This window comes from Nocardia sp. JCM 34519.1 (assembly GCF_020361265.1).
GTDB lineage: Bacteria > Actinomycetota > Actinomycetes > Mycobacteriales > Mycobacteriaceae > Nocardia > Nocardia arthritidis_A.
In genome coordinates, this window is sequence record NZ_JAIRBR010000003.1 from 23,917 (window position 1) to 46,569 (window position 22,653).

The following is a 22,653-nucleotide window of genomic DNA, read 5'->3' on the forward strand; positions in this document are numbered from 1 at the left end:
GGTATGGATGGAGCCGCGAAGGATCGGCGCGATGGCGCGCAGAACGAGAAACAGCGACAGCTCGACAACTACCGCGTCGACCGGGAGACCGGATACCTGACCACCCAGCAGGGCGTCCGGGTGGACAGCACCGACGACGCGGTGAAGGTCGGCGAGCGTGGGCCGACCCTGCTCGCGGATTTCCACGCCAGGGAGAAGATCACCCACTTCGACCACGAGCGCATTCCGGAGCGGGTGGTGCACGCCAGAGGGGCCGGCGCCTACGGGCACTTCCGGCCGTACAACGGCTGGCTCGCCGAATTCACCTCGGCACCCTTCCTTATCGATCCGAGCGTGGAAACGCCGGTGTTCGTGCGTTTTTCGACCGTCGCCGGATCCCGCGGCTCGGCCGACACGGTGCGCGACGTGCGCGGGTTCGCCACGAAGTTCTATACCGCACAAGGCAATTACGATCTGGTCGGCAACAACTTCCCGGTGTTCTTCATCCAGGACGGCATCAAATTCCCCGATTTCGTGCACGCGGTGAAACCCGAGCCGCACAACGAGATTCCGCAGGCCCAGTCCGCGCACGACACGTTGTGGGATTTCGTCGCGCAGCAGCCGGAGACGCTGCACGCCATCATGTGGCTGATGTCGGACCGGGCGCTGCCGCGCAGCTACCGGATGATGCAGGGCTTCGGCGTGCACACCTTCCGGCTGGTGAACGGTGAGGGCCGAGGGACTTTCGTGAAATTCCACTGGAAGCCGAAGCTCGGTGTGCACTCGCTGCTGTGGGACGAATGTCAGCAGATCGCGGGCTACGACCCGGATTTCAACCGGCGTGACCTGTGGGACTGCATCGAGGCCGGACAGTATCCGGAGTGGGAGCTCGGCGTGCAGCTGGTCTCCGACGAACGCGAGTACGCCTTCGACTTCGACCTGCTCGATCCGACGAAAATCATTCCGGAGGAACAAGTTCCGGTACAACCGGTGGGCTCGATGGTGCTCGACCGCAACCCGGACAATTTCTTCGCCGAAACCGAGCAGGTGGCCTTCCACACGGCGAATCTGGTGCCGGGCATCGACTTCACCGATGATCCGCTGCTCCAGCTGCGTAACTTCTCCTACCTGGATACTCAGCTGATCCGTTTGGGCGGGCCGAATTTCGCGCAGCTGCCGATCAACCGGCCGGTCGCCGACGTGCGCAACCACCAGCAGGACGGCTACGGCCAGCACGCCATTCCGCGCGGGCAGGCCGCGTACACGAAGAACACCATCGGCGGCGGGTGCCCGGCGCTCGCCGACGCCGGTATGTTCAGTCACTACGCCGAACCGTTGACCGGGGCCGCTATCCGTCAGCGCGCCAGCAGCTTTCGCGAGTACTACCGGCAGCCGCGGATGTTCTGGCGCAGTATGTCGGCGCCGGAGGCCGACCATATCGTCGCGGCCTTCGCCTTCGAACTCGGGAAGGTGGAGCGGGAGACGATCAGGCTGCGCGTCGTCGAACATCTGGCGTTCATCGATGCGGATCTGGCGGTGCGCGTCGCCGGTGAGCTCGGTTTACCCGCGCCGCCGCCGGTGGCGGGCACCGAGGACGCCGTGGTGTCGCCCGCGCTGTCCCAACTGGCCATGAACAAGGTGGCCGATACGATCGCCACCAGGAAGGTGGCCATTCTGGCCGCCGACGGGGTGGACGCCGCCGGTGTGCGCCGGGTGCGGTCCTGGCTCACCGAGCACGGCGCGGTCACCGAAATCCTTGCGCCACACGGTGGTACGCTGCGCGGCGACGGGGAAAACGGCGAAACCCTGAAGGTGGACCGGGCTTTGCCGACCATGGCGTCGGTGCTGTACGACGGGGTGATCGTCGCGGGCGGGCCGCAGGCCGCCGACATTCTCGCGAGTGCCGGTACCGCGGTGCATTTCGTACTCGGCGCGTTCAAACACGGTAAGCCGGTCGGCGGTTTCGGCGGCGGGGTCACGGTGCTGCGGCTCGCGGGCATCGTGCCGGACGGATCTACCGATGGCGACGTCGGTGTCGCCAACGGGGTGATCACCACGCCGGTCGCGGGCAGCGGGATTCCGGAGGACTTCATCCGTGAGTTCGCGGCTGTGCTTGCCCAGCACCGGGTTTGGCAGCGCGCGACCTCGGCGGTGCCCGCGTGAACCGGCTCACCGCAGCGCGGGCATGATCTCCTTTTCCCACGCGGTGAAGAAGCCGTCGAGATCGGGCCCGATCTGTTGGACGTAGAGTTCGTCGACTCCGGCGTCGAGGTACTGCCGGAGTTGGCGGATATGCCGTTCCGGATCGGGTCCGCTCGCGATATTCGTGCGCACCGTCTCGCGGTCCACCAGGCTCATCGCGTCCTCGAAATCCCTTGGGCGCGGCAGGGTCTGGTTGAGCTGGCCGGGCAGCAGGTCGGTGGCCCACAGCTGGTGTGCCGCGTCGAGACCGGATTCCTCATCCCGCGACCAGCTGAGTTTGGTGCCCGCCTGCACCGGCTTGTCGCCGCCGCCAGCGGCGCGGAAGGTCTCCACCAGATCCGCGTCCGGCGCGACGGTGCAGAATCCGTCGCCGATCCGGGCCGCCAATTGTGTTGCCTGCGGGCCGAATCCGGACAGGTAGATGGGCACCGGCTGATCCGGCAGGGTGTAGATGCGCGCATCCTGCACCTCGTAGTGCTTGCCCCGGTGATTCACCGTGCCGCCGCGGTGCATCCTGCGGATCAGCTGTACCGCCTCCTCCAGCATTTCCAGGCGCATCGCGGGCGCGGGCCACCGATCGCCGAAAATGTGCTCGTTCAGTGCCTCACCGCTGCCGACGCCGAGTACGAACCGGCCGTCGAGCTGCACCGCCGCGGTGGCGGCGGCCTGCGCGATGATCGCGGGATGGATGCGCACGGTGGGGCAGGTGACGGCGGTGGTCACCGGCAGCGCGGTGGCTTGGGAGAGCGCGCCGATGGTGCCCCAGACGAAGGGACTGTGACCCTGCGCGTCGGTCCACGGGTGGAAATGGTCGGAGATCCACAGCCGCTCGAACCCGGCGCGTTCGGCGCGTCGGGCCTGGTCGACGAGGTCTTTCGGTCCGAATTGTTCGCTGGCCAAAAAGTATCCGAAGCTCACCATGCCCGGCGGTTACCCCGCGTCGATGGTGGTATTCGGCGATCGTGATACCGGATTCGGCGAGCGAACCGCATGTGCTGCGAGAGTACGCGCTGCTGGCCGACGGGCAGCGTGGTGCGCTGGTCGGCCCGCGCGGCGATATCTCGTGGCTGTGTCTGCCCGGCTGGGACGGCGACGCCGTCTTCGCGACGTTGCTGGGCGGACGCGGGATGTACATGGTGACACCGGCGCACCGGTCGGTGTGGGGCGGTTATTACGAGACCGGCAGCCTCATCTGGCATTCGCACTGGGTGGTCGGATCCGCATTGATCGAATGCAGGGAGGCGCTGGCCTTTCCCGGCGATCCGCGGCGGGCGGTGCTGCTGCGCCGGATCAGCGCGCTGCACGAGGACGCCGAGGTGGATGTATTACTGCGTCCCGCAGCCGATTTCGGTACGGCAAAGCTGCGCTCGGCGTACCGTGCCGAACGCGGCTGGCACGCCCGGCTCGGGCCGATCCGATTGCGTTGGACCGGTGCGGGATCGGCGCGACTGTCCGGCCCGCCCGGCGATCGGTGCTGGACCGATCATCTGCGGATCGCCGCGGGCGAACGGCACGATCTGGTACTCGAACTGGCCGATACCGAACTGTCGGACGAGCCGCCCGATCCCGAATACCTCTGGGCGGCAACGGAATCCGCATGGCACCGGGAAGTGCCCGAGCTGACGGATACGGCCGCGCCGCGCGATGCCATGCAGGCGTACGCGGTATTGCGCGGGATGACCGGGCGCAGTGGCGGGATGGTCGCCGCCGCCACCACGAGCCTGCCCGAACGCGCCGATCAGGGCGAGAACTACGACTACCGCTACGTCTGGATCCGGGACCAATGTTTCGCCGGGCAGGCGGCCGCCGCGCACGGCCCGCATCCGCTGCTGGACAACGCGGTCGAATTCACCGCGGCGCGGCTGCTCACCGACGGGCCGAAGCTGGCGCCCGCGTACACGATGTCCGGTGAAATGGTCCCGCGCACACGGGAACTCGACCTACCCGGCTATCCGGGCGGATTCACCGTCGTCGGGAATCAGGTGCGCGACCAGTTCCAGCTCGACATCTTCGGCGAGGCGCTGCTGCTGTTCGCCGCCGCGGGCCGACACGACCGGCTCACCGAGGAACACCGCCGCGCGATCGATGCGGCGATCTCGGCCATCGTAGAACATCGGAATCGGCCCGATGCGGGCATCTGGGAGATCGAGGAACGCCGATGGGCGCATTCCCGGCTCACCTGCGCGGCCGGGCTGCGCGCGGTGGCCGCCTGCGCCGCCACCGGCGTGGACGCGGGTCGCTGTGCCGCACTTGCGGATTCGCTGGTGGCCGAGGTTTCCCTCGACAGCGTGCACCCGACCGGGCGGTGGCAGCGCGCCCCCGATATGCCCGGTGTCGACGCGGCGCTGGTGCTGCCGATGATCCGCGGTGCGGTGCCGCCGCATGATCCGCGCAGCATGGCCACCTTTCGCGCGATCCGGCGCGAATTGAGCGTGGATTTCCATGTTTATCGGTATCGGCACGACGACCGGCCGCTCGAATCGGTCGAGGGTGCGTTCCTGTTCTGTGGCTTCACCATGGCGCTCGCCGCGGCACAACTCGGACAGCCGGTGACGGCGCTGCGGTTCTTCGAACGCAATCGCGCGGCCTGCGGCACACCCGGCCTGTTCGCCGAGGAGTTCGACGTCGCCCAGCGGCAGCTGCGCGGCAACCTGCCGCAGGCGTTCGTGCATGCGCTGCTGCTCGAATCGGCGATTGTCCTTGCGCCGCTACAGGAATGGCCCGATCCGGAACCGGCTGTCGGGCGTCCGATACATGGGAAGGAAGCGATATGGCAGTGGTGATGATCACCGGGGCCAGCGGTGGGATCGGGCGGGCGACCGCCCGCCGGTTCGCGGCCGAAGGCGCACGGATCGGGTTGCTCGCCCGTGGCGAGAAGGGGCTGGCCGCGGCCGCCACCGAGGTGCGCGCACTCGGTGGTGAGGCGCTGATATTGCCCTGTGACGCATCGGATTTCGCCGCCGTCGACGCGGCGGCAGGCAAGCTGGAGGCCGAGTTCGGGCCGATCGGCGTGTGGGTGAACGCCGCATTCGTTTCGGTGTTCGCGCCGTTCGCGCGGATCAGACCGGACGAGTTCCGCAGGGTCACCGAGGTGACCTATCTCGGCACGGTACACGGCACCATGGCCGCGCTGGCCCGCATGCGCGAGCGCGATCGCGGCGCGATCGTGCAGGTCGGTTCGGCGCTGGGGGAGCGGGCGATTCCGCTGCAATCGGCATACTGCGGCGCCAAGCACGCGATCAACGGCTTCACCGAATCGCTGCGGGTGGAGCTGCTGCACGAGCACAGCAATGTGCACATCACCATCGTGCAAGCGCCCGCGGTGAACACACCCCAGTTCTCCTGGGTGCGGTCCAGGCTTCCGAAACGCCCACAGCCGGTACCACCCATCTACCAGCCCGAAATCATCGCCGACGCAATAGCTTTCGCCGCCAACCACCCCCGCCGCAAACAGTACTGGGTCGGCGCGAGCACCGTCGGCACGGTACTGGCCCAGCGCCTCGCCCCCGCCCTACTGGACCGCTACCTGGCCCACACCGGATACCGCTCCCAGCAAACCGATCTCGCCGCCGAACCCCGCGATGACAACCTCTGGCACCCCCTCGACCGCCCGGACGGCGCGGATTACGGCGCACACGGCGATTTCGACCCCAGAGCCCACCGCCACAGCCCACAAACCCGACTCGCCCAGTGGGCCGAGTCGGTGGCCAGTGCGCTGCGCCGCCGATAAGACGTAGGCATCTCTTGCGTTGCCCCACTTGGGCAACGACTTTCGCGCGAGCAGGGCTTTGAGCGCTCGCGCGGAAATCCCCATATGGAAGCGTTGACCGGTTCGTTATCTCGGGCGGAGCCTGGTCGCATGAATTGGAAGCCATATTTCTTAGGTGCCGTTGCCGCCGTTCTTCTGAGTCCCGCGATACCCGCGAATGCTTGCGATCCCGTTGTCTCCGAAGGAACTTTCGAGCCCTGGCAGGAGGGAATGGTCGCGGTCACATACGATACGACGCTCGCTCCCGCGGGCAGCCGTGCCAGGATCGAGATCGATAATGACGGCCAGACGACCACTGCCACCTTGACCGTCAGCGGTCTGTTGCCCAACCGCGTCTACGGTACGCATGCGCACACGAAGGCGTGCGGTGCGAAGCCGGCCGATTCCGGTTTCCACTATCAGAACGTGGAAGATCCGAATGCCAACGGCAAGATGTCGATGGACGCGCGATACGCCAACCCGCAGAACGAACTCTGGCTCGATTTCACCACTGATGAATCAGGCAGCGCCACACAGGTTTCCAATGTCGACTGGGTCTTCCGCGACGGCGAACCGGGTTCGATCGTCGTGCACGAGAAGAAGACCGACACCACCGACGGCAAGGCGGGTATGGCCGGCGCGCGAGTCGCGTGCCTGAGCATCCCGCAGCGATAATCCGTCTCTTGCGGCTCGCCCGACGGATCATCGCGCAGTGCGCCGCCTCGCCGACCGACCTGAAAGCACGGCCGATGCTGGCGGTGGCGGCGCACCCCGCCCATTGAGTCCGCACCCCGTACAACCTACGTGGGGTTCGAAGGCGGGGTGCGGTGCCCTCAACCCTGGGGTGCGGACAGGCGGTACGGTGCCGCGGTTTCCGCGATGCGCATGCCGTGACCGTGGGGGTCGGCCGGGTCCTTGGCGTGCGGGGGGATGGCACCTGCGGAGACGCGGGGGATGCCCTCGGCGAGCAGCGGTTCCAACCTGGCGTGGTCGATGAACCATTCGATGTGGCGCAGGTTCGGTATCGCGGCGGTGATGGGGGCACTGAGGGCGGGGGCGCAGTGGGCGGAGACGTCCAGCCCGTGCGCGGCGGCTACGGCGGCGCAGGCGAGGAAGCCGGTGTAGCCGCCGCAGCGGGTGACGTCGAGCTGTAGACAGTCGACCGCGCCGATCAGTGCGGCGGCATCGTATGCGCCGTAGGCGTATTCGCCCGCGGCGATATCGCAGTGCACGGCGGCGCGGACCTGAGCGAGACCGGGGGGATCGTCGCTGGTGACCGGCTCCTCGAACCAGCTGACGCCGAGCCGGTCGAGTTCCGCGCCCACCCGGCGGGCCTGTCCGACCGAGTAGGTGCCGTTCGCGTCGACCATCAGCTGGGTGTCCGGCCCGATCAGCTTGGTGGCCAACGCCGTTCGCGCGAGATCCCGGCCGGGATCGGCGCCGATCTTGATCTTCACCGCCCGGCAGCCCGCCGCGCGCCAGCCATCGATCTGTTCGCCGAGCTGATCGTCGTCGAGGTTGATGAAGCCGCCGGAGCCGTACACCGGCGTCACCGGCCGCACCGCGCCGAACAGGGTGGTCAGCGCGACGCCGAGCAGGCGGGCCTTGAGATCCCACAGCGCGATATCGACCGCGCTGAGCGCATGCGCCACCAGCGCGGTGCTGCCGATATTGCGGCAGTGCCGCCACATCAGGGTCCGGCAGCGGCCGATATCGAACGGGGACAGCTCGCGCAGCACCGGGACCAGTTCGGTCTCGATCACCGCGGCAGTCGCCGGACCGCTGTAGGTCCAGCCGGTTCCGCGCGCGCCGCCCGCATCGATGGTGACGACGACGGCGGTGGTCTGATCCCAGGCCAACGTGCCGTCGGCCTCCGGCTGCGGGGTCGGGAAACGGTATGCCGCAACGTCGATCGCGTCGCCGATGCACAGGTCGTCGTTCATGACGCACCGCCGATCGCATCCGCGAGCACCTCGGCCGTATGGCGCGGCCGCGCACCCGGAGTCAGCTGGCGGATCTGGGTGCGGCAGCTGAAACCGTCGGCCAGCACCATGGTTTCGGGATCGGCCGCCCGGATGGCGGGCAGCAGTTTGTCCTCCGCGCAGGCCACCGAAACGTCGTAGTGTCCCAGCTCGAAGCCGAAATTACCGGCCAGGCCGCAACATCCGGCGTCGAGCACGTCGACATCGACCCCGATCCCGGACAGCAGGTCCTGCTCGTGCTGATGGTGCAGGATCGCGTGCTGATGGCAATGCGGTTGCAGCAGTGCCGATCCCGCCCGCGACGGCGGTTTCCACTCGGGTGCGCGCTCGGCGAGCAATTCGGCCAGCGTGCGGGTCTGCCCGGCCAGCCGGTGCGCGTCCTCGTCGCCGTGCAGCAGCTCCGGCAGATCGGCGCGGAAGACGGCCGCGCAGCTGGGTTCGAGCACCACCACCGGCGTTCCGGCGCGCAGCTGTGGCGCCAGTTGCCGAAGTGTCCGGCGCAGTACGCGTTTCGCGGTCGGCAGCTGTCCGGTGGAAATCCACGTGAGCCCGCAGCACACGGTGCGGGCCGGGATTTCGATATCGAATCCGGCCGCACGCAATACGGTCACCGCCGCATCGGCGATTCCGGGTTCGAAATTGTTGGTGAAGGTGTCGGGCCACAGCAGCACCTTGCCGCGTTCCCCGGAACCCGTTGGGCCGCCGAATGTCCGGGTGAAGCGCCGGTTCGCGAAGCGCGGCAGCTGACGCCGCGGATCGATACCGCCCGCGCGGGCGAGCAGCCGACGCGTCGGTCCCTGGGCCAGCGCGTTGGCGACCGGCGCCATCCCCGTCGCCAGCCGGGCCCACAGCGGGATCCACCCCATCGAGTAGTGCGCCAGCGGACGCGGCCGGTGCCGGTAGTGGTGGGACAGGAATTCGGCCTTATAGGTCGCCATGTCGACATCGACCGGGCAGTCGCTGCGACATCCCTTGCAGGACAGGCACAGATCCAGCGCGTCGCGCACCTCGGTGGACCGCCAGCCGTCGGTGATCACCTCACCGTTGAGCATTTCGAACAGCAGCCGGGCCCGGCCGCGGGTGGAGTGCTCCTCCTCGCGGGTGGCCCGGTAGCTCGGGCACATCACCCCGCCGCTCGCGCCCCGGCATTTGCCGATGCCGACGCAGCGGCCCGCGGCCTCGCTGAAACGGTGGCTGTTGTCCGGAAAGGCGAAGTGGGTCACCGGTTCCCACGGCCGGTAGTCGCTGCCCTGGCGCAGCCTGCTGTCCAGCGGGTAGGCGTCGACGATCTTGCCGGGATTCATCCGGTTGCGCGGATCGAGAATGCGCTTCAACTCCCGGAACGCGCCGACCACCGTATCGCCGAACATGATCGGCAGCAGCTCGCCGCGCGACTGTCCGTCGCCGTGCTCACCGGATAGCGATCCGCCGTATCCGGCCACCAGATGTGCCGCGGCGGTGACGAATTCGCGGTAGCGCGCGATGCCGGTGCTGGTGCGCAGGTCGAACGGGATTCTGGTGTGCACGCAGCCGTGGCCGAAATGTCCGTAGAGCGAACTGGATTCGTAGTCGAACTGCTTCAGCAGACGTTCGAAATCGCGCAGGTAGTCGCCCAGCCGCTCCGGCGGCACCGCCGCATCCTCCCAGCCCTCATGGGTTTCCGGGCCGTCCTTCGGATACGCCGTCGCGCCGAGCCCGGCCTCACGCGCCGCCCAGATCTCGGCCTCGCGGTGCGGATCGTCGAGCATGGTCGCCTCGGCGCCGGTCCGCTCGCGCAGTTCGTCGATCATCGCATTCGCTTTGGCGTCCGCCTCTTTCTGGTCGGTGCCATCGAATTGCGCCATCAGCCAACCTTTTCCGGCGGGCAACTGCTGGATCGCCTTTTCGGCGAGGTGGCGGCTGTGCTCCAACTCGACCAACCGGTGATCCAGCCCCTCCAGCGCCGCCGGTCGATGTTCGAGCACCAGCGGCACCGCGTCGGCGGCGGCGTACACATCCGGAAAACCGAGCACCGCCATGGCGATCGCGGCGGGGCGCGGCACCAACTGGATCTCCGCGCGCAGCACCGTCACCAGCGTGCTCTCGCTGCCGACCAGCAGCTTGGCCAGATCGCAACCGCGTTCGGGCAGCAGCGAATCCAGGTTGTAGCCCGAAACCCGGCGCGGGATATCCGGATACGCCGCGCGGATATCGTCGGCGTAGCGGTCGCCGAGCGTCAGCAGTCGCTCGCGCAGTTCCGCGAATTCGTTGTCGCAGTCCGCCTTCGGGCCGCCGACCCAGGCGCGGACGCCGTCGTAGGTGAGCACCTCCATGCGCAGCACCGAATCCACCATCTTGCCGTACGCCTGCGCGGTGGAGCCGCAGGAGTTGTTGCCGATCATCCCGCCGATGGTGCAGCTCACATGGGTGGCCGGCTTCGGGCCCACCATCAGATCATATTGCGCTAGTTGATGATTCAGGTCGTCCAAGGCGATGCCCGGTTCCACGATCGCGGTGCGCGCCTGCGGATCGACGGCGATCAGCCGATGGCAGTACTTCGTCCAATCGAGCACCACCCCGTTGTTGCAGCACTGGCCGGCGAGGCTGGTGCCGCCGCCGCGGGACAGCACCGGCACATCGTGTTCCCGGCACACCGCGATCGCCTCGACCGCGTCGTCAGGGGTGCGCGGCACCACGACACCCAGCGGCACGGCACGGTAATTCGACGCGTCGGTCGAATACGTCGCGCGCGATCCGGGGTCGAACCGTACCTCCCCGGCGCACCGGCGGATCAACTCCTGCGCGAGGGCGTCCAACGGAAATTTCTCGCGGCCAGATCCTGCGGCCATCAGCGCTCCTTCGGCGTCCGTTCGATGAGTCGCAGCGCGGATACCCGGCTGTTTCGGCGGCACACCCGGCAGCTGATTGGGTTCGGCCACGCCGGGTACTCGCGCCGCGTCAGCCACCGCCGGACACGACAGGAGAGACGATGACGCAACAGGTTGGTGACTACGTCGTGCAGCGGCTGCGGGAGTGGGGTGTCGAATACGTATTCGGCTACCCGGGCGACGGGATCAACGGGCTCATCGCCGCCTTCGGCCGCGCGGACAACGAGCCCGCCTTCATCCAGGCCAGGCACGAGGAGATGGCGGCATTCCAGGCCACCGGCTACGCGAAATTCAGCGGCCGGGTCGGCGTCTGCACGGCCACCTCGGGCCCGGGGGCGATCCATCTGCTGAACGGGCTGTACGACGCGAAACTCGATCATGTGCCGGTGGTCGCCATCGTCGGGCAGACGGCGCGCAGCGCCATGGGCGGCAGCTACCAGCAGGAAGTGGATCTGCAAACCCTGTACAAGGATGTGGCCTCCGATTACCTCGTCGAGGTCAACGTATCGAGTCAGCTGCCCAATGCGCTCGATCGGGCCATCCGCACCGCGCTGGCCCGGCGTGCGCCCACCGCGGTGATCATTCCCTCGGATCTGCAGGAGGAGAAGTACACCCCGCCGGGGCACGCGTTCAAAGAGGTGCCGTCCAGCCCGCCCGCGACCCCGGTGACCAGGGCTCGCCCGGAGCCGGACGAGATCATGCGCGCCGCGGATATCCTGCAGGCGGGTTCGCGGGTGGCGATCCTGGTCGGCCAGGGTGCGCGCGGCGCCGCCGGGGAGGTCACCGAGGTGGCCGAGCTCACCGGGGCCGGTGTCGCGAAAGCCTTGCTGGGCAAGGATGTATTGTCCGACGATCTGCCGTTCGTGACCGGCCCGATCGGCCTGCTCGGCAGCAGGCCCAGCTACGAGATGATGCGCGACTGCGACACGCTGCTCATCGTCGGGTCGAATTTCCCGTATTCGCAATTCCTTCCGGAACCCGGGCAGGCAAGGGCGATCCAGATCGATATCGACCCCACCATGATCGGAATGCGTTACCCGACCGAGGTCAACCTGATCGGTGATGCGAAAGCGACGCTGGCCGAACTGATTCCGTTGCTGGAGCGCAAGCAGCACCGGTCGTGGCGGGCCACCATCGAGGACAATGTCGCCCGCTGGTGGCAGACCGTCGAGCGGCAATCCATGCTGGACGCCAAGCCGGTGAACCCGATGCGGGTGATCTGGGAGCTGTCCCAGCGCATACCCGAAAACGCCATCGTGACAGCGGATTCCGGTTCGTCGACCAACTGGTATGCCCGCTGCCTGCGGATGCGCGGGCAGATGCGCGGTTCGCTGTCCGGCACCCTGGCCACCATGGGCCCGGGCGTGCCGTACGCGATCGGCGCGAAATTCGCCGAACCGGGCCGTCCGGCCATCGCGCTGGTCGGCGACGGCGCGATGCAGATGAACGGCATGGCCGAACTGCTCACCATCGCGCGGTATCACCGGCAGTGGGCCGATCCGCGGCTGATCGTGTGCGTCTTCCACAACAACGACCTCAACCAGGTCACCTGGGAGCTGCGCGCGATGGGCGGCGCGCCGAAATTCGAGGAATCCCAGACGCTTCCGGACTTCTCCTACGCCGATTTCGCGCGCAGCGCCGGATTCGCGGCGTTCGCGGTGGACAATCCGGCCGATCTCGGCGCGGCGTGGGACGGTGCGCTGCGGGCCGACGGGCCCGCGCTGATCGATGTCCGCACCGATCCGGAGGTCCCGCCGATCCCGCCGCACGCCACCTGGGAGCAGATGCGGGATATGGCCGAGGCCGTACTGCGCGGCGACCCCAACGCCTGGCATCTGATCACCCAGGGCGCGAAAACCAAGGCACAGGAGTTCATTCCGGGCACCCGCTCGGAATCGACCGATGCGGAGCAGACCATGGCAGACAAACCCGAACAAGACGTGGTCGACCTGCTGACCGCGCAGCATGAGGAGATCCGCACGCTGCTGCGCCGGCTGCGCGGCGGGCACGAGGACAAACAGGAGCTGTTCACCGAGCTGGTGCGGCTGCTCGCGGTGCACGAGAGCGCCGAGGAGGGCGTGGTGCATCCGGTGGCCAAGCGCGCCGTATTCGGCGCCGACGAGGTGGTGCAGCCGCGGCTGGAGGAGGAGAGCGAGGCCAAGCGCGCGCTCGCCGAACTGTACGACCTGGGCGTCGACCATCCCGAATTCGACGCCAAGCTGGCCGAATTCGCCGATGCGGTGGACCGGCACGCCGCGCACGAGGAGCGGGAGGAGTTCACGCTGCTGCGCAAGCAGTATTCGGCGACGCAATTGGAGCGGATGGCCGGATCGCTGCGGGCCGCCGAGGCGGTGGCCCCGACCCGGCCGCATCCGCGCGCGGGTGAATCGAGGATGGCGAATCTCGTTGCGGGACCGCCGCTCGCACTGTTCGACCGGGCGCGCGACGCCGTGCGCGACTGGCGGCAGTCGCAGGGTGAATGAGCCGCATCGCGAGCGCGGTGGAGGCGGGGGCGTGGTGGGTGGTCTGCGTGCTCATCTGGCTGGCCACCGTCACGGTGTTCACGGTGCAGGAACTGTTGGCCGCGTGCGTATTCGGGGTGCCGTGCGCATTGGTCGCGCGGCGGGCGCGGCTCGCGGTGCGCGGGAGTTGGCGCCCGCCCCCGGAGTTGCCGCGGCTACTGCCCGCGCTGGTGGCGGCGGTCGCCGCGGACAGCGCCGGTGCGCTGCGCCTGGCCGTGCGCGCGGGGCGGGAATTCGGTGAGCGCACCGAAATACCGCTGGCGGAGGCGGATTCACGTGCCCGCCGGTCGGGCCGGGAGGCCGCGGCGACCATGCTGTTCTCGGCGACGCCGGGAACCATCGTCATCGATTCCGTGGAGGATGGAAAAAGGCTTGTGGCACACGCATTTCCGCTGCCCGAGACGCGTTTGGCGCGATCGCTGCGCCGAGCGGAGGCGAACTGATGCCGGTCTGGCTGCTCGTCACCGGCGCACTGCTCGCGGGCGCGCTGCCGCCCGGACTCGCGCTCTCGGCGCGCGGCCCGGCCGAACATCGGCTGATCGTCGTCTCGGCGACGGTGACCGCGCTGCTGCTGGCGCTGGTGATCCAGACGGCCAAGCGGCACGGCACCGTCGTGCCGGACGAACTGCACGCGCTGCGCGGCTGATGACAGCGGATTCGCTTGCGCCGCTGATCATTACCCTGCCGATCGGAGGTGCGTGCGCACTGCTCGCACTCGGCAGGCTGCTGCCCCGCGCGGCGATCGACAGCATCGCGCTCGCGGCCGCGGTGGCCGTCACCGCGCTGGCCGTGCTGCTGGTGCGCGCCACCGGCGGCGGTGCGGTGATCACCTGGGCCGGCGGTTGGCGGCCCGCGCCGGGTGCGACCGTCGGCATCGTGCTGGTGGCCGACCGGCTCAGCGCGGTGCTCGTTCTGCTCATCACCGGGCTCACCACCGTCGCACTGCTGTTCGGCTGGCACTACTTCGACAACCTGCGCGCCCACTATCCGGCGCTGGTGCTGCTGTTCACTGCGGGCATGACCGGATTCGCGCTCACCGGCGACCTTTTCGACATGTTCGTCTTCTTCGAGTTGATGAGCGTCGCCGCGTACGCGCTCACCGGCATGGAGGTCGAGGATCCCGAATCGGTGCAGGGCGGGCTGAATTTCGGCGTCATCAACTCACTCGGCGCGTACCTGTGCCTGTTCGGAATCGGGCTGCTCTACGCGCACACCGGACAGCTGGGCCTGCCGCAGCTCGGTGTCGCGCTCGCCGGGCAACACCGGGATCTGCTCGCGCTCATCGCCTTCGGGCTGATCGCCACCGGCTGGCTGGTGAAGGCCGCCGCGGTGCCGTTCCATTTCTGGCTGGCCGACGCGCACGCCGTCGCGCCCGCACCGGTGTGCGTGCTCTTCTCCGGGGTGATGGCGCCGCTCGGCGTCTACGGGCTGGCCCGGATCTATTGGAGCGCATTCGATGTGGTGCTGCCGCGGCCCGGCGTGCACCGGATGATCGTGGTGCTCGCGGTGGCGACGGCGCTGCTCGGCACGGTGATGTGTCTGCTGCAGCGGCATATCAAGCGGTTGCTCGCGTATTCCACCATCGCGCACATCGGGTTGTTCCTGCTCGGCGTCGGCTCGTTGTCCGCTGCGGGCGTCGCGTCGGCGACGCTGTACCTCGTCGGGCACGCGGCGGTGAAGGGCGCGCTGTTCCTGCTGGCCGGAATCCTGTTGTCGCACTACAGATCCCTTGACGAGCACCGGCTGTACCATCGCGGCTCCCGGCATCGTGTGCTCGGCGCGCTGTTCGTACTCGCCGCGCTGCTGCTGGCCGGGCTGCCGATCTCCGGGGCCGGGCTCGGCAAGGCGCTGCTGGAGGAGTCGGCGGGCTCGATGTGGTCGGTCGCGCTGGTCGTCGTGGTCTCCGCGCTCACCGGCGGCGCGGTGCTCCGGGCCGGTCTGCGGATCTATTTCGGTTCCGGCGCAAAGCCTTCCGCGCAGTCGACGGCCGATGAGACGACCGGCGCACACGAACATCCCGACACCGAGACCCCGCGCGGCCGGGTCCCGGCCACCATGTTCGTTTCGATCTGCGCGCTGCTGCTCGCCGCGCTCGCGCTCGGTTTTCCGTCCGCGCTCACCACGGCGATCGGCTCCGCCGCAACGGAGTTCACCGAACCGACCGGCTACCGCGCCGCGGCGCTGCTCGGGGCGACACCGACCACAATGGCCGGGACGCACATCGAATGGAGCACCGCGGGCGTCCTGCTCGGCGGATTGTCGACGGTGCTCGCGGTCCTGGTGGCGGTGCTCGCGTTCTACAGGCGAAAACTGTTGCCCGACACACCGGCTCGACTTTCGGCGGTGATCGGCGCGCTGCACCGCGCGCACAGCGGACACCTCGGTGACTACGCGGCCTGGCTGCTGTTCGGCGCCGCCGCTGTCACCGGCCTACTGATGACGGGCTGATCAGCGATGTTCGAAAACCGGTATGGGCGGGCCGACCTGCGCCAGCGACCGCGTCGCCGGACCCTCCAGCAGCGTGCCGTCGGCGGCGAAGCGGGAGCCGTGCAGCGGGCAGTCCCAGGACTTCTCGGCCGAATTCCAGCGCACGATGCCGTACAGGTGTGGGCAGACCGCCGACACCTCGGTGGCGGTCCCGTCGACCGTGGCTACGGCGGTGGGATGCGGGAGATGTCGCTCGATCCGGCCACAGCCCTCGGCGGGCGGCTGGGCATCGGCCCGGCCCGCGCACAGCCAGCCTTTCGAAAACTGTTGAGCCACCGAGGCATTGGCGGAGATCACGGCGGGAAATGCTTTGACCTCCGCGGGACGCCAACTCGCCAGCGCAGCCGCCCACTCCGGTGTCTTGCCGATGCTGTGGCCGGCCAGCGCGAGCGCCGCGGCCACCCCGTTGGTCATACCCCACTTCGCGTAGCCGGTGCCCAACCGAATGCCGTCGTTGCCGGGTAGCAGCGGCCCGATATAGGGCAGCTCGTCGGCGGGTGCGTAATCCTGTGCGGACCACGCGGTTACGGGTTCGGCGGTGGGGAACCATCGCCGGGTCCACGCGACGAGATCGTCCATGAGTTCCGCGGTATTCGCGGCGCGGCCCACCACGTGACCGTTCCCGCCGACGAGCAGGATCGCACCGTCCGCGGCGGGGGTGTAGCGCAATGAGCGGGTCGGTTCGCCCGCGCTGATGTACATGCCGTGCGGAATCGGCTCGGCCACCCGGAACGCGGTCAGATACGACCGCTGCGGCACCAGCCGGGCGAAGAAGCCGCCGCGGTCGAGGATCGGTGTGCCGGTGGCCAATACGATGGCGCCCGCGCGCAGCTCGGCGTGCTCGGTGCCGATGACGTAGTCGCCGTCGGCCCCGTTGCGCACCGAGCGCACGGGGCTGGATTCGTAGATCGGCGCGGCGTGCGCCTCGATATCCGCGGCCAGCGCCGCGAGCAGGGTCATCGGATCGAGCTGCACCTGATCGGCCAGCCGTACCGCACCGTGCGCCGGGAACGGCACATCGAGGCGTTCGACGAATTCGGCGGGCACTCCGGCCGCGCGCAGCACCTCGTATTCGGCGCGGGCCGAATCGATTTCGGATTCGGACTGGGCGTAGGTGAACGCGTCGGCCCGCTGGAACGGCACACCGCGGGTGTCGCAGTAGTCGACGATCCAGCGCTGCGCGGCGAGATTGGCGTCCAGGTAGGCACGCAGCGTGTCGCCGGACCGATGCCGCCGGATCTGTTGAGCTCGAATACCTTGCAGCAAGCTCACTTTCGCGGTGCTGGCACCGGTCGTGCCCGCGCCGATGCGCCGCGCCTCCACCACCGCGACCTCGATGCCGTTCTCCGCCAGCAGCAGCGCGGTCACCAGCCCGGTGAGCCCACCGCCGATGACGACGGTGTCGAAGCGCAGCCCCGGCGTGACCCGCAGCCGGGCCGGTGTCGATACGTCGGTCAACCACAGTGGTGTCATGTTCCGGGCATAGCCGCTGTGACCCGGGCAAAACCTGCCGCCGGATCCGATTGAGGCGCGGTACGGCGGGTATGCGGCCTATGTCAGCCGACAATCGATTTCGAGGAGATCGGACATGTCAGAACACCGCAGCGGGCCTCGCGAAGGTATCGAAGGCGTCGTGGAGGACGTCAAGGGCAAGGCCAAGGAGGCTGCTGGCATCGTCACCGGCGACGAGGGTCTCAAGGGTGAGGGCCGCGCCCAGCAGGACAAGGCGGCGTCGCAGCGCGAGGCCGCCGCCAAGGAGGCCGCCGCCGAGAAGGCGCGCACGCAGGCCGATATCGACGAGCAGCGCGAGCGCTCTCATCAGGGTCGCTGACGCTGAATACAGCAACCGCCCGGAAGGGGCGAGAGTGGTTGCGGCCGTGCGGGTCTCGGTGATCATCACCGGGACCCGCACGGTCTCTCCGGCCGAGGGGTCGAAAGATGGCACGCCGTCGGATATCGAATCCGGTCCAATTGCGCTGGCGCACTTGGCGTGGGGTACTAGGGCGAACGCTGATGGCGGTGTGGTCGGACGAACTCACCGACTGGGCCGCCGCGCTGACGTATTACAGTGTGCTGTCACTGTTTCCAGGACTGCTGCTGCTCACCTCGCTGCTCGGTCTGCTCGGCCACGGCGCGACCGAATCGCTGATCGACACCATCCATCGGCTCGGTCCCGGTAGCGGCACCGCGTTGATGGTGGACGCCATCAACGAATTGCACGGCGCCCGTTCGCTTTCCGGTCCACTGGCAATCGCAGGCTTTGGCTTCGCGGTGTGGACCGCCTCCGGATATGTCGGCGCGTTCATCCGTGCCGCGAATTCACTCTACGAGGTGTGCGAGGGGCGTTCGATCTGGAAGACGCTGCCGCTGCGATTCGGCCTGACCGCCGCGATGGTCGTGCTGGTCGCCGCGTGCGCGATCGGCGTCGTCGTCACCGGTGATCTGGCGCGCGGCGTCGGGCGCTGGCTCGGTATTGGATCGGCGGGCGTGTGGCTGTGGGAGGTGCTCAAGTGGCCGGTGCTCGCGCTGCTGGTGAGTGTGGTCTGTGCGGTGCTGTATTGGGTGGCGCCGAATGTGCGTCAACCCGGATTCCGTTGGCTGACACCGGGAAGCGTGCTCGCGGTGCTGGTCTGGATCGCGGCCTCGGCCGGATTCGCGGTCTATGTCGCGAATTTCGGCTCCTATAACCGGGTGTACGGTTCGCTGGCGGCCGCCGTCAGCTTCCTCGTCTGGCTGTGGCTCACCAATCTCGCGGTGCTGCTCGGCGCCAAATTCGATGCGGAGCTGGTGCGCGGGCGTGGTATCGAGGAGGGGCGGCCACCGGATCACAAGCCGGTGCTCCCGCCGCGCGACCTCCCCGAAACCGGTAGTGCTACAGCATAATTCGAAGAAGGCCCGGGCGTCACCGCTCGGGCCCGCTCCGATCGGAGAGGTCAGCTCTGGCTGCCGCTGTGGCTGTGCTGGCCGCCCTTCTGCTTGGCCGCAGTGGGCTGGGCCTCGGCGCCCTTGCGGCCCGCCTCGTGCGGGTCGGCGGCGTTTTTCGAGCCGAAGCTGCCGCTGCTCGCCTTGCCACCCTTGCTGGCCTGCTCCTGAGTATCCGGACGGTTGCCGAACTGACCGGGGTTCTTCGGATCTGGCATGGTGCCCTCTCCTCTTCGGTAGTTTGAACTAGCTGCGGCCCCGGTTCGGACCACATGTCCGCACTACCCCCGGAGCCGGTTGTCAATCAGGGGTTTGCCGATCGGTTTCTTTTGTGGTGCGCGGGTATTCGCGACGCATGAACGAGCTGACCGCCGTCGCATTGGTGTGCACGCTGAAGCAGTCGCCAGCGGATTCGAGTTCCGATCTGATCGCGCGTCAGGTCCTCGACGAACTGGCCGGTTACGGCGTGAAAGGTGAGGTGCTCCGGGTGGTGGACTATGACGTCCATCCCGGCGTCACGGATAACGAAGGCCCGCGCGACCAGTGGCCGGTGCTGCTGGAGCAGATCCGGTCGGCGCGAATCGTATTACTCGCCACACCCACCTGGCTCGGCCATATGTCGTCGGTCGCGCAGCGGGTGCTGGAGCGGCTCGACGCGGAGCTGTCACGGACCGACGAGGCGGGCCGCCCCGCGCTCACCGGGAAGGTCGGTGTCGTCGCGGTGGTGGGCAACGAGGACGGCGCGCACAAGATCGTCGCCGATGTCTTCCAGGCCATGAACGACCTGGGGTTCTCCATTCCCGCGCAAGGCTGCACCTATTGGAACGATCACGCCATGGGCAGCACGGATTACCGCGACCTCGACGAGGTGCCGGAGGCCGTCGGGAAAACCAACGCCACGGTGGCGCGCAACGCCGCGCACCTGGCCCGGCTGTTGGCCGCCGACAACTATCCGCCCCCCTGATCGATCGCCCCAGCCCCGTCGAAATCGACTGCTACGCCTCATACTTAGAAGGTGACGGACAGTAAGGCCGATGATTCGGCCCGGGTGATGGCGGCGGTGGTCGGTCCAGACGGGACGCCCACCACCGGAACCTTCCGCTTCTGGTTCACCGACCAGCGCTGGGAATGGTCCGACGAGGTGATGGCCATCCACGGCTACGGCCCGGGGACCGTCACGCCGACCACCGAATTGATGCTGAAGCACAAGCATCCGGACGACCGCGAGCAGGTGGCCGACGCCATCACCGAGGCCGTCACGAACGGCAGGCCGTTCAGCAGCAGTCACCGGATCATCGATACCGCGGGCCGGGTGCATCAGGTGCTGGTTCTCAGCAGCAGCATGCTGGACGCGGACGGCAACGTCATCGGCTCGGCGGGCTACTACGTCGACCTGACCGACACCTTCGACGAACGCATCCAGGAATCCCTCGACGAAACCATCGCCGACGTCGTCAGCGCCCGCGCGGTGATCGAGCAGGCCAAGGGCGTGCTCATGCGCGTTTACCGGATCAATGCCGAGCAGGCTTTCCGGGTGCTGCGCTGGCGTTCCCAGGAAACCAACGTCAAACTGCGCGCGCTGGCGGCTCAGTTGATCGCCGAACTCACCACGATGCCGCCATCGACGGCGGAGGAGCAGACCGCATTCGATCACATGCTGCTCACCCTGCACGAACGCATCGACCCCGACTGTGACGGGTAAACGGCTGTTTCGGAAACCGCCGCTCGGCTATAGCCCGGTCATGAAACGTTCAACCCGCGCGGCGGCGGACGGCGGTGCCGAAGCCGGGCACGATGACGTCGTCGGTCAGCCGCATACCGCCGCCGAGGGCGGTCCGCTGCTGGAGGCCGAGGCGCAGGCGGCGCAGGACAGCACGCCGACACATCCGCTCGGCCGGCCCGGCCGCCCGTTCGACCGGCGCTCCCCGTTCATGATCGGGCTGACCGGCGCCGCGGGTGTCGCCACCACCTATGCGCTGATCCAGGCGGTGCTCGCCGCCGGGCAGGTGCTGACGCTGATCCTGGTCGCGCTGTTCCTGGCGATCGGTATGGAACCGGCCATCTCCTGGCTGGTCCGGCCCTGGTTCCCGCGCTGGGCCGCGGTGACGCTGGTCTGCCTGGTCGCGCTCGGATTGTTCGCCGGATTCCTCGCGATCCTGATACCGCCGCTGGTCGAACAGGGAACGGCCTTGGCGCACAAGGCGCCCGACTATGTCAGCCATCTGGCGCAGCGGTATCCGGTGATCCACGATCTGGATTCCCGCTTCCATCTGGAAGACAAAGTGCAGCACTGGCTTTCGGAATCATCGGGGCTCACGGGCGGGGTGCTCGATGTCGGGCGGGCGCTGTTCAGCGCGGTCACCTCGACGGTGATCGTGCTGGTGCTCACCGTCTATTTCATGGCGAATTTCCGCCGGGTGCGCGCCGTCATCTACCGCCTGTTCCCACGGGCGCGCAGGCCCAGGGCGATCCTCATCGGCGACCAGATCTTCGCGAAGGTCGGCGGCTATATCCTCGGCAACCTGCTGATCTCGCTGATCACCGGCACGCTGACCTTCATCTGGCTGCTGATCTTCGATGTGCCGTACGCGCTGGTGCTCGCGGTGCTGGTGGCCGTGCTCGATCTGATCCCGGTGGTCGGGTCGACCGCCGCGGGCACCGTCGTCGCGCTGGTGGCGTTGACGGTTTCGGTGCCGGTGACCATCGCGACGGTCGCCTTCTTCATCGTGCTGCGCCTGGTCGAGGACTATCTGCTGGTGCCGCCGATCATCGGGCGCACCGTGCAGGTGCCAGCGGTGGTCACCGTGGTCTCGGTGCTGCTCGGCGGCGCGCTGCTCGGCATCGTCGGCGCACTGCTTGCCATCCCGGTGGCCGCCGCACTGCTGCTGATCCTGCGGGAAACGGTGCTGCCCGCATTGGATCGCGGACCGGAGTGAATCCGAAAACGATTGTTTACCACTCACTTTCGCGGGTAGAGCGGCAATAACGGCATACCGAGAGGAGCGGACCATGGGCTTCACCGCACAGCAGCAGGACGTTCCAGGACGACAGGATCTGATGGATCCGGTGCCGGACTGCGGCGAGCAAAGTTATCGCGGCTCGGGCAAGCTGACCGGTAAAACCGCGGTGATCACCGGCGGGGACAGCGGTATCGGCCGCGCCGTCGCCATCGCCTTCGCACGCGAGGGCGCCGACGTGGTCATCTCCTACCTGGACGAACACGAGGACGCCGAACAGGTCGAGCGGTTGGTTCGCGAGGCGGGCCGCCGCGCGGTGCTGGTGCCGGGCGACCTATCCGATCCCGAGTACTGTAGGCGGGTAATAGATTGCGCCGTAAAGGAATTCGGTAAGGTCGACGTGCTCGTCAGCAATGCCGCCTTCCAGATGACACACCAGACGCTGGAGGAGATCACCGAGGAGGAATTCGACCACACCTTCAAGGTGAACGTCGGCGCGTATTTCAGCCTGGTGAAAGCGGCGCTGCCGCATATGAATTCGGGCGGCTCGATCATCGGCAGCTCATCGGTGAACTCCGATATGCCCTCGCCGACCCTCGCGCCGTACGCCGCGACCAAGGCGGCCATCGCGAATCTCTCGGCGAGCCTGGCGCAGTTGTTGGGGCCGAGGGGAATTCGCGTCAACAGCGTGGCGCCGGGGCCGATCTGGACCCCGCTGATCCCGTCGACCATGCCCGCCGAGAAGGTGGAGCACTTCGGCGACGACACCCCGCTCGGCCGCGCGGGCCAACCGGTGGAGCTCGCGCCCGCGTACGTCCTGCTGGCCAGCGATGAGGCGGCCTATATCTCCGGTGCGCGGATCGCGGTCACCGGCGGCAGGCCGATCCTGTGAACCCTGATCGCCGCCATCGCGATTCTGGTCGCGGTGGCCTAGTTTCCCGCCGATCGGGGCGGGAACCCTACATAACGGCTCCGGCCAATCCCGGA

The 22,653-nt window shown here is 68.0% G+C and carries 19 protein-coding genes and 1 pseudogene; 15 read left to right on the forward strand and 5 right to left on the reverse strand.

Annotated features, from left to right (window positions below; all coding sequences use genetic code 11):
• Positions 1-3: 3 nt before the first annotated feature.
• Positions 4-2,142 carry a catalase gene (locus tag LGY53_RS09655; RefSeq protein WP_225726318.1) on the forward strand — a complete coding sequence of 713 codons (2,139 nt, stop codon included), beginning with the start codon at positions 4-6 and terminating at the stop codon, positions 2,140-2,142.
• Between the two features lie 6 nt (positions 2,143-2,148).
• Here the strand turns inward: LGY53_RS09655 and LGY53_RS09660 are convergent, their stop codons facing one another.
• Complete coding sequence (locus tag LGY53_RS09660; protein ID WP_225726319.1) at positions 2,149-3,102, reverse strand: TIGR03557 family F420-dependent LLM class oxidoreductase; 954 nt, start codon at positions 3,100-3,102, stop codon at positions 2,149-2,151.
• 41 nt (positions 3,103-3,143) lie between these two features.
• Here LGY53_RS09660 and LGY53_RS09665 point away from each other — a divergent pair, with 41 nt between their 5' ends.
• From LGY53_RS09665 to LGY53_RS09675, 3 genes are all read left to right on the forward strand, one after another.
• A complete protein-coding gene (locus tag LGY53_RS09665) occupies positions 3,144-4,964 on the forward strand; it encodes a glycoside hydrolase family 15 protein (RefSeq protein WP_225726320.1) in 1,821 nt (606 codons plus the stop codon).
• Complete coding sequence (locus LGY53_RS09670) at positions 4,952-5,911, forward strand: SDR family oxidoreductase (RefSeq protein WP_225726321.1); 960 nt, start codon at positions 4,952-4,954, stop codon at positions 5,909-5,911. The genes LGY53_RS09665 and LGY53_RS09670 overlap by 13 nt, the downstream gene beginning before the upstream one ends.
• 84 nt (positions 5,912-5,995) lie before the next feature.
• Positions 5,996-6,604, forward strand: a complete 609-nt coding sequence (locus tag LGY53_RS09675) for a superoxide dismutase family protein (RefSeq protein WP_225726322.1) — start codon at positions 5,996-5,998, stop codon at positions 6,602-6,604.
• 158 nt (positions 6,605-6,762) lie between these two features.
• On the opposite strand, the gene LGY53_RS09680 is transcribed toward LGY53_RS09675, so the two are convergent.
• On the reverse strand, positions 6,763-7,872 hold the full coding sequence (locus LGY53_RS09680) for an enolase C-terminal domain-like protein (RefSeq protein ID WP_225726323.1): 1,110 nt from the start codon (positions 7,870-7,872) through the stop codon (positions 6,763-6,765).
• A complete protein-coding gene (locus tag LGY53_RS09685) occupies positions 7,869-10,739 on the reverse strand; it encodes an FAD-binding and (Fe-S)-binding domain-containing protein (protein ID WP_225726324.1) in 2,871 nt (956 codons plus the stop codon). The genes LGY53_RS09680 and LGY53_RS09685 overlap by 4 nt, the downstream gene beginning before the upstream one ends.
• 140 nt (positions 10,740-10,879) lie before the next feature.
• Between LGY53_RS09685 and LGY53_RS09690 the strand changes: the two are divergent.
• The 5 genes and pseudogenes from LGY53_RS09690 to LGY53_RS09710 form a co-directional block, all read left to right on the forward strand.
• Positions 10,880-12,667: pseudogene (locus LGY53_RS09690) on the forward strand (thiamine pyrophosphate-requiring protein); the annotation flags it as partial.
• A gap of 27 nt (positions 12,668-12,694) precedes the next feature.
• A complete protein-coding gene (locus LGY53_RS09695) occupies positions 12,695-13,261 on the forward strand; it encodes a hemerythrin domain-containing protein (protein WP_225726767.1) in 567 nt (188 codons plus the stop codon).
• Positions 13,258-13,743 (forward strand): Na+/H+ antiporter subunit E, encoded by a 486-nt coding sequence (locus LGY53_RS09700; protein WP_225726325.1) that lies wholly within the window; start codon positions 13,258-13,260, stop codon positions 13,741-13,743. Before LGY53_RS09695 ends, LGY53_RS09700 begins: the two co-directional genes overlap by 4 nt.
• Positions 13,743-13,946, forward strand: a complete 204-nt coding sequence (locus LGY53_RS09705; RefSeq protein WP_225726326.1) for a hypothetical protein — start codon at positions 13,743-13,745, stop codon at positions 13,944-13,946. The genes LGY53_RS09700 and LGY53_RS09705 overlap by 1 nt, the downstream gene beginning before the upstream one ends.
• On the forward strand, positions 13,946-15,748 hold the full coding sequence (locus tag LGY53_RS09710) for a complex I subunit 5 family protein (protein ID WP_225726327.1): 1,803 nt from the start codon (positions 13,946-13,948) through the stop codon (positions 15,746-15,748). Before LGY53_RS09705 ends, LGY53_RS09710 begins: the two co-directional genes overlap by 1 nt.
• On the opposite strand, the gene LGY53_RS09715 is transcribed toward LGY53_RS09710, so the two are convergent.
• Positions 15,749-17,260, reverse strand: coding sequence for an FAD-dependent oxidoreductase (locus LGY53_RS09715; RefSeq protein WP_225726328.1), 1,512 nt, complete (start codon positions 17,258-17,260; stop codon positions 15,749-15,751).
• A 115-nt stretch (positions 17,261-17,375) separates the two neighbouring features.
• Between LGY53_RS09715 and LGY53_RS09720 the strand changes: the two genes are divergently transcribed.
• On the forward strand, positions 17,376-17,618 hold the full coding sequence (locus tag LGY53_RS09720; protein ID WP_225726329.1) for a CsbD family protein: 243 nt from the start codon (positions 17,376-17,378) through the stop codon (positions 17,616-17,618).
• Between the two features lie 182 nt (positions 17,619-17,800).
• Entirely contained in the window at positions 17,801-18,670 is an 870-nt protein-coding gene (locus LGY53_RS09725) for a YihY/virulence factor BrkB family protein (protein ID WP_225726330.1), read from the forward strand.
• Positions 18,671-18,720: 50 nt separating this feature from the next.
• Here LGY53_RS09725 and LGY53_RS09730 read toward each other — a convergent pair whose 3' ends face one another.
• Complete coding sequence (locus LGY53_RS09730; RefSeq protein WP_225726331.1) at positions 18,721-18,927, reverse strand: hypothetical protein; 207 nt, start codon at positions 18,925-18,927, stop codon at positions 18,721-18,723.
• A 137-nt stretch (positions 18,928-19,064) separates the two neighbouring features.
• Between LGY53_RS09730 and LGY53_RS09735 the strand changes: the two genes are divergently transcribed.
• The 4 genes from LGY53_RS09735 to LGY53_RS09750 all read left to right on the forward strand — a co-directional run bounded on the left by LGY53_RS09735 (position 19,065) and on the right by LGY53_RS09750 (position 22,558).
• Positions 19,065-19,673, forward strand: a complete 609-nt coding sequence (locus tag LGY53_RS09735; protein WP_225726332.1) for a flavodoxin family protein — start codon at positions 19,065-19,067, stop codon at positions 19,671-19,673.
• An 87-nt stretch (positions 19,674-19,760) separates the two neighbouring features.
• Positions 19,761-20,411 (forward strand): PAS and ANTAR domain-containing protein, encoded by a 651-nt coding sequence (locus tag LGY53_RS09740; protein WP_225726768.1) that lies wholly within the window; start codon positions 19,761-19,763, stop codon positions 20,409-20,411.
• 40 nt (positions 20,412-20,451) lie between these two features.
• On the forward strand, positions 20,452-21,645 hold the full coding sequence (locus LGY53_RS09745; protein ID WP_225726333.1) for an AI-2E family transporter: 1,194 nt from the start codon (positions 20,452-20,454) through the stop codon (positions 21,643-21,645).
• A gap of 73 nt (positions 21,646-21,718) precedes the next feature.
• On the forward strand, positions 21,719-22,558 hold the full coding sequence (locus tag LGY53_RS09750; protein ID WP_225726334.1) for a glucose 1-dehydrogenase: 840 nt from the start codon (positions 21,719-21,721) through the stop codon (positions 22,556-22,558).
• The last annotated feature ends 95 nt before the right edge of the window (positions 22,559-22,653 follow it).

What these genes read in the sequence shown, in the direction of transcription:
- LGY53_RS09710 (WP_225726327.1), top strand. Translation starts at nt 13,946, where the DNA reads ATGACAGCGGATTCGCTTGCGCCGCTGATCATTACCCTGCCGATCGGA.
- LGY53_RS09680 (WP_225726323.1), bottom strand. Translation starts at nt 7,872, where the DNA reads ATGAACGACGACCTGTGCATCGGCGACGCGATCGACGTTGCGGCATAC.
- LGY53_RS09725 (WP_225726330.1), top strand. Translation starts at nt 17,801, where the DNA reads ATGGCGGTGTGGTCGGACGAACTCACCGACTGGGCCGCCGCGCTGACG.
- LGY53_RS09705 (WP_225726326.1), top strand. Translation starts at nt 13,743, where the DNA reads ATGCCGGTCTGGCTGCTCGTCACCGGCGCACTGCTCGCGGGCGCGCTG.
- LGY53_RS09670 (WP_225726321.1), top strand. Translation starts at nt 4,952, where the DNA reads ATGGCAGTGGTGATGATCACCGGGGCCAGCGGTGGGATCGGGCGGGCG.
- LGY53_RS09735 (WP_225726332.1), top strand. Translation starts at nt 19,065, where the DNA reads ATGAACGAGCTGACCGCCGTCGCATTGGTGTGCACGCTGAAGCAGTCG.
- LGY53_RS09740 (WP_225726768.1), top strand. Translation starts at nt 19,761, where the DNA reads ATGGCGGCGGTGGTCGGTCCAGACGGGACGCCCACCACCGGAACCTTC.
- LGY53_RS09700 (WP_225726325.1), top strand. Translation starts at nt 13,258, where the DNA reads ATGAGCCGCATCGCGAGCGCGGTGGAGGCGGGGGCGTGGTGGGTGGTC.
- LGY53_RS09745 (WP_225726333.1), top strand. Translation starts at nt 20,452, where the DNA reads ATGAAACGTTCAACCCGCGCGGCGGCGGACGGCGGTGCCGAAGCCGGG.
- LGY53_RS09720 (WP_225726329.1), top strand. Translation starts at nt 17,376, where the DNA reads ATGTCAGAACACCGCAGCGGGCCTCGCGAAGGTATCGAAGGCGTCGTG.
- LGY53_RS09675 (WP_225726322.1), top strand. Translation starts at nt 5,996, where the DNA reads ATGGAAGCGTTGACCGGTTCGTTATCTCGGGCGGAGCCTGGTCGCATG.
- LGY53_RS09750 (WP_225726334.1), top strand. Translation starts at nt 21,719, where the DNA reads ATGGGCTTCACCGCACAGCAGCAGGACGTTCCAGGACGACAGGATCTG.
- LGY53_RS09660 (WP_225726319.1), bottom strand. Translation starts at nt 3,102, where the DNA reads ATGGTGAGCTTCGGATACTTTTTGGCCAGCGAACAATTCGGACCGAAA.
- LGY53_RS09715 (WP_225726328.1), bottom strand. Translation starts at nt 17,260, where the DNA reads ATGACACCACTGTGGTTGACCGACGTATCGACACCGGCCCGGCTGCGG.
- LGY53_RS09695 (WP_225726767.1), top strand. Translation starts at nt 12,695, where the DNA reads ATGGCAGACAAACCCGAACAAGACGTGGTCGACCTGCTGACCGCGCAG.
- LGY53_RS09730 (WP_225726331.1), bottom strand. Translation starts at nt 18,927, where the DNA reads ATGCCAGATCCGAAGAACCCCGGTCAGTTCGGCAACCGTCCGGATACT.
- LGY53_RS09655 (WP_225726318.1), top strand. Translation starts at nt 4, where the DNA reads ATGGATGGAGCCGCGAAGGATCGGCGCGATGGCGCGCAGAACGAGAAA.
- LGY53_RS09685 (WP_225726324.1), bottom strand. Translation starts at nt 10,739, where the DNA reads ATGGCCGCAGGATCTGGCCGCGAGAAATTTCCGTTGGACGCCCTCGCG.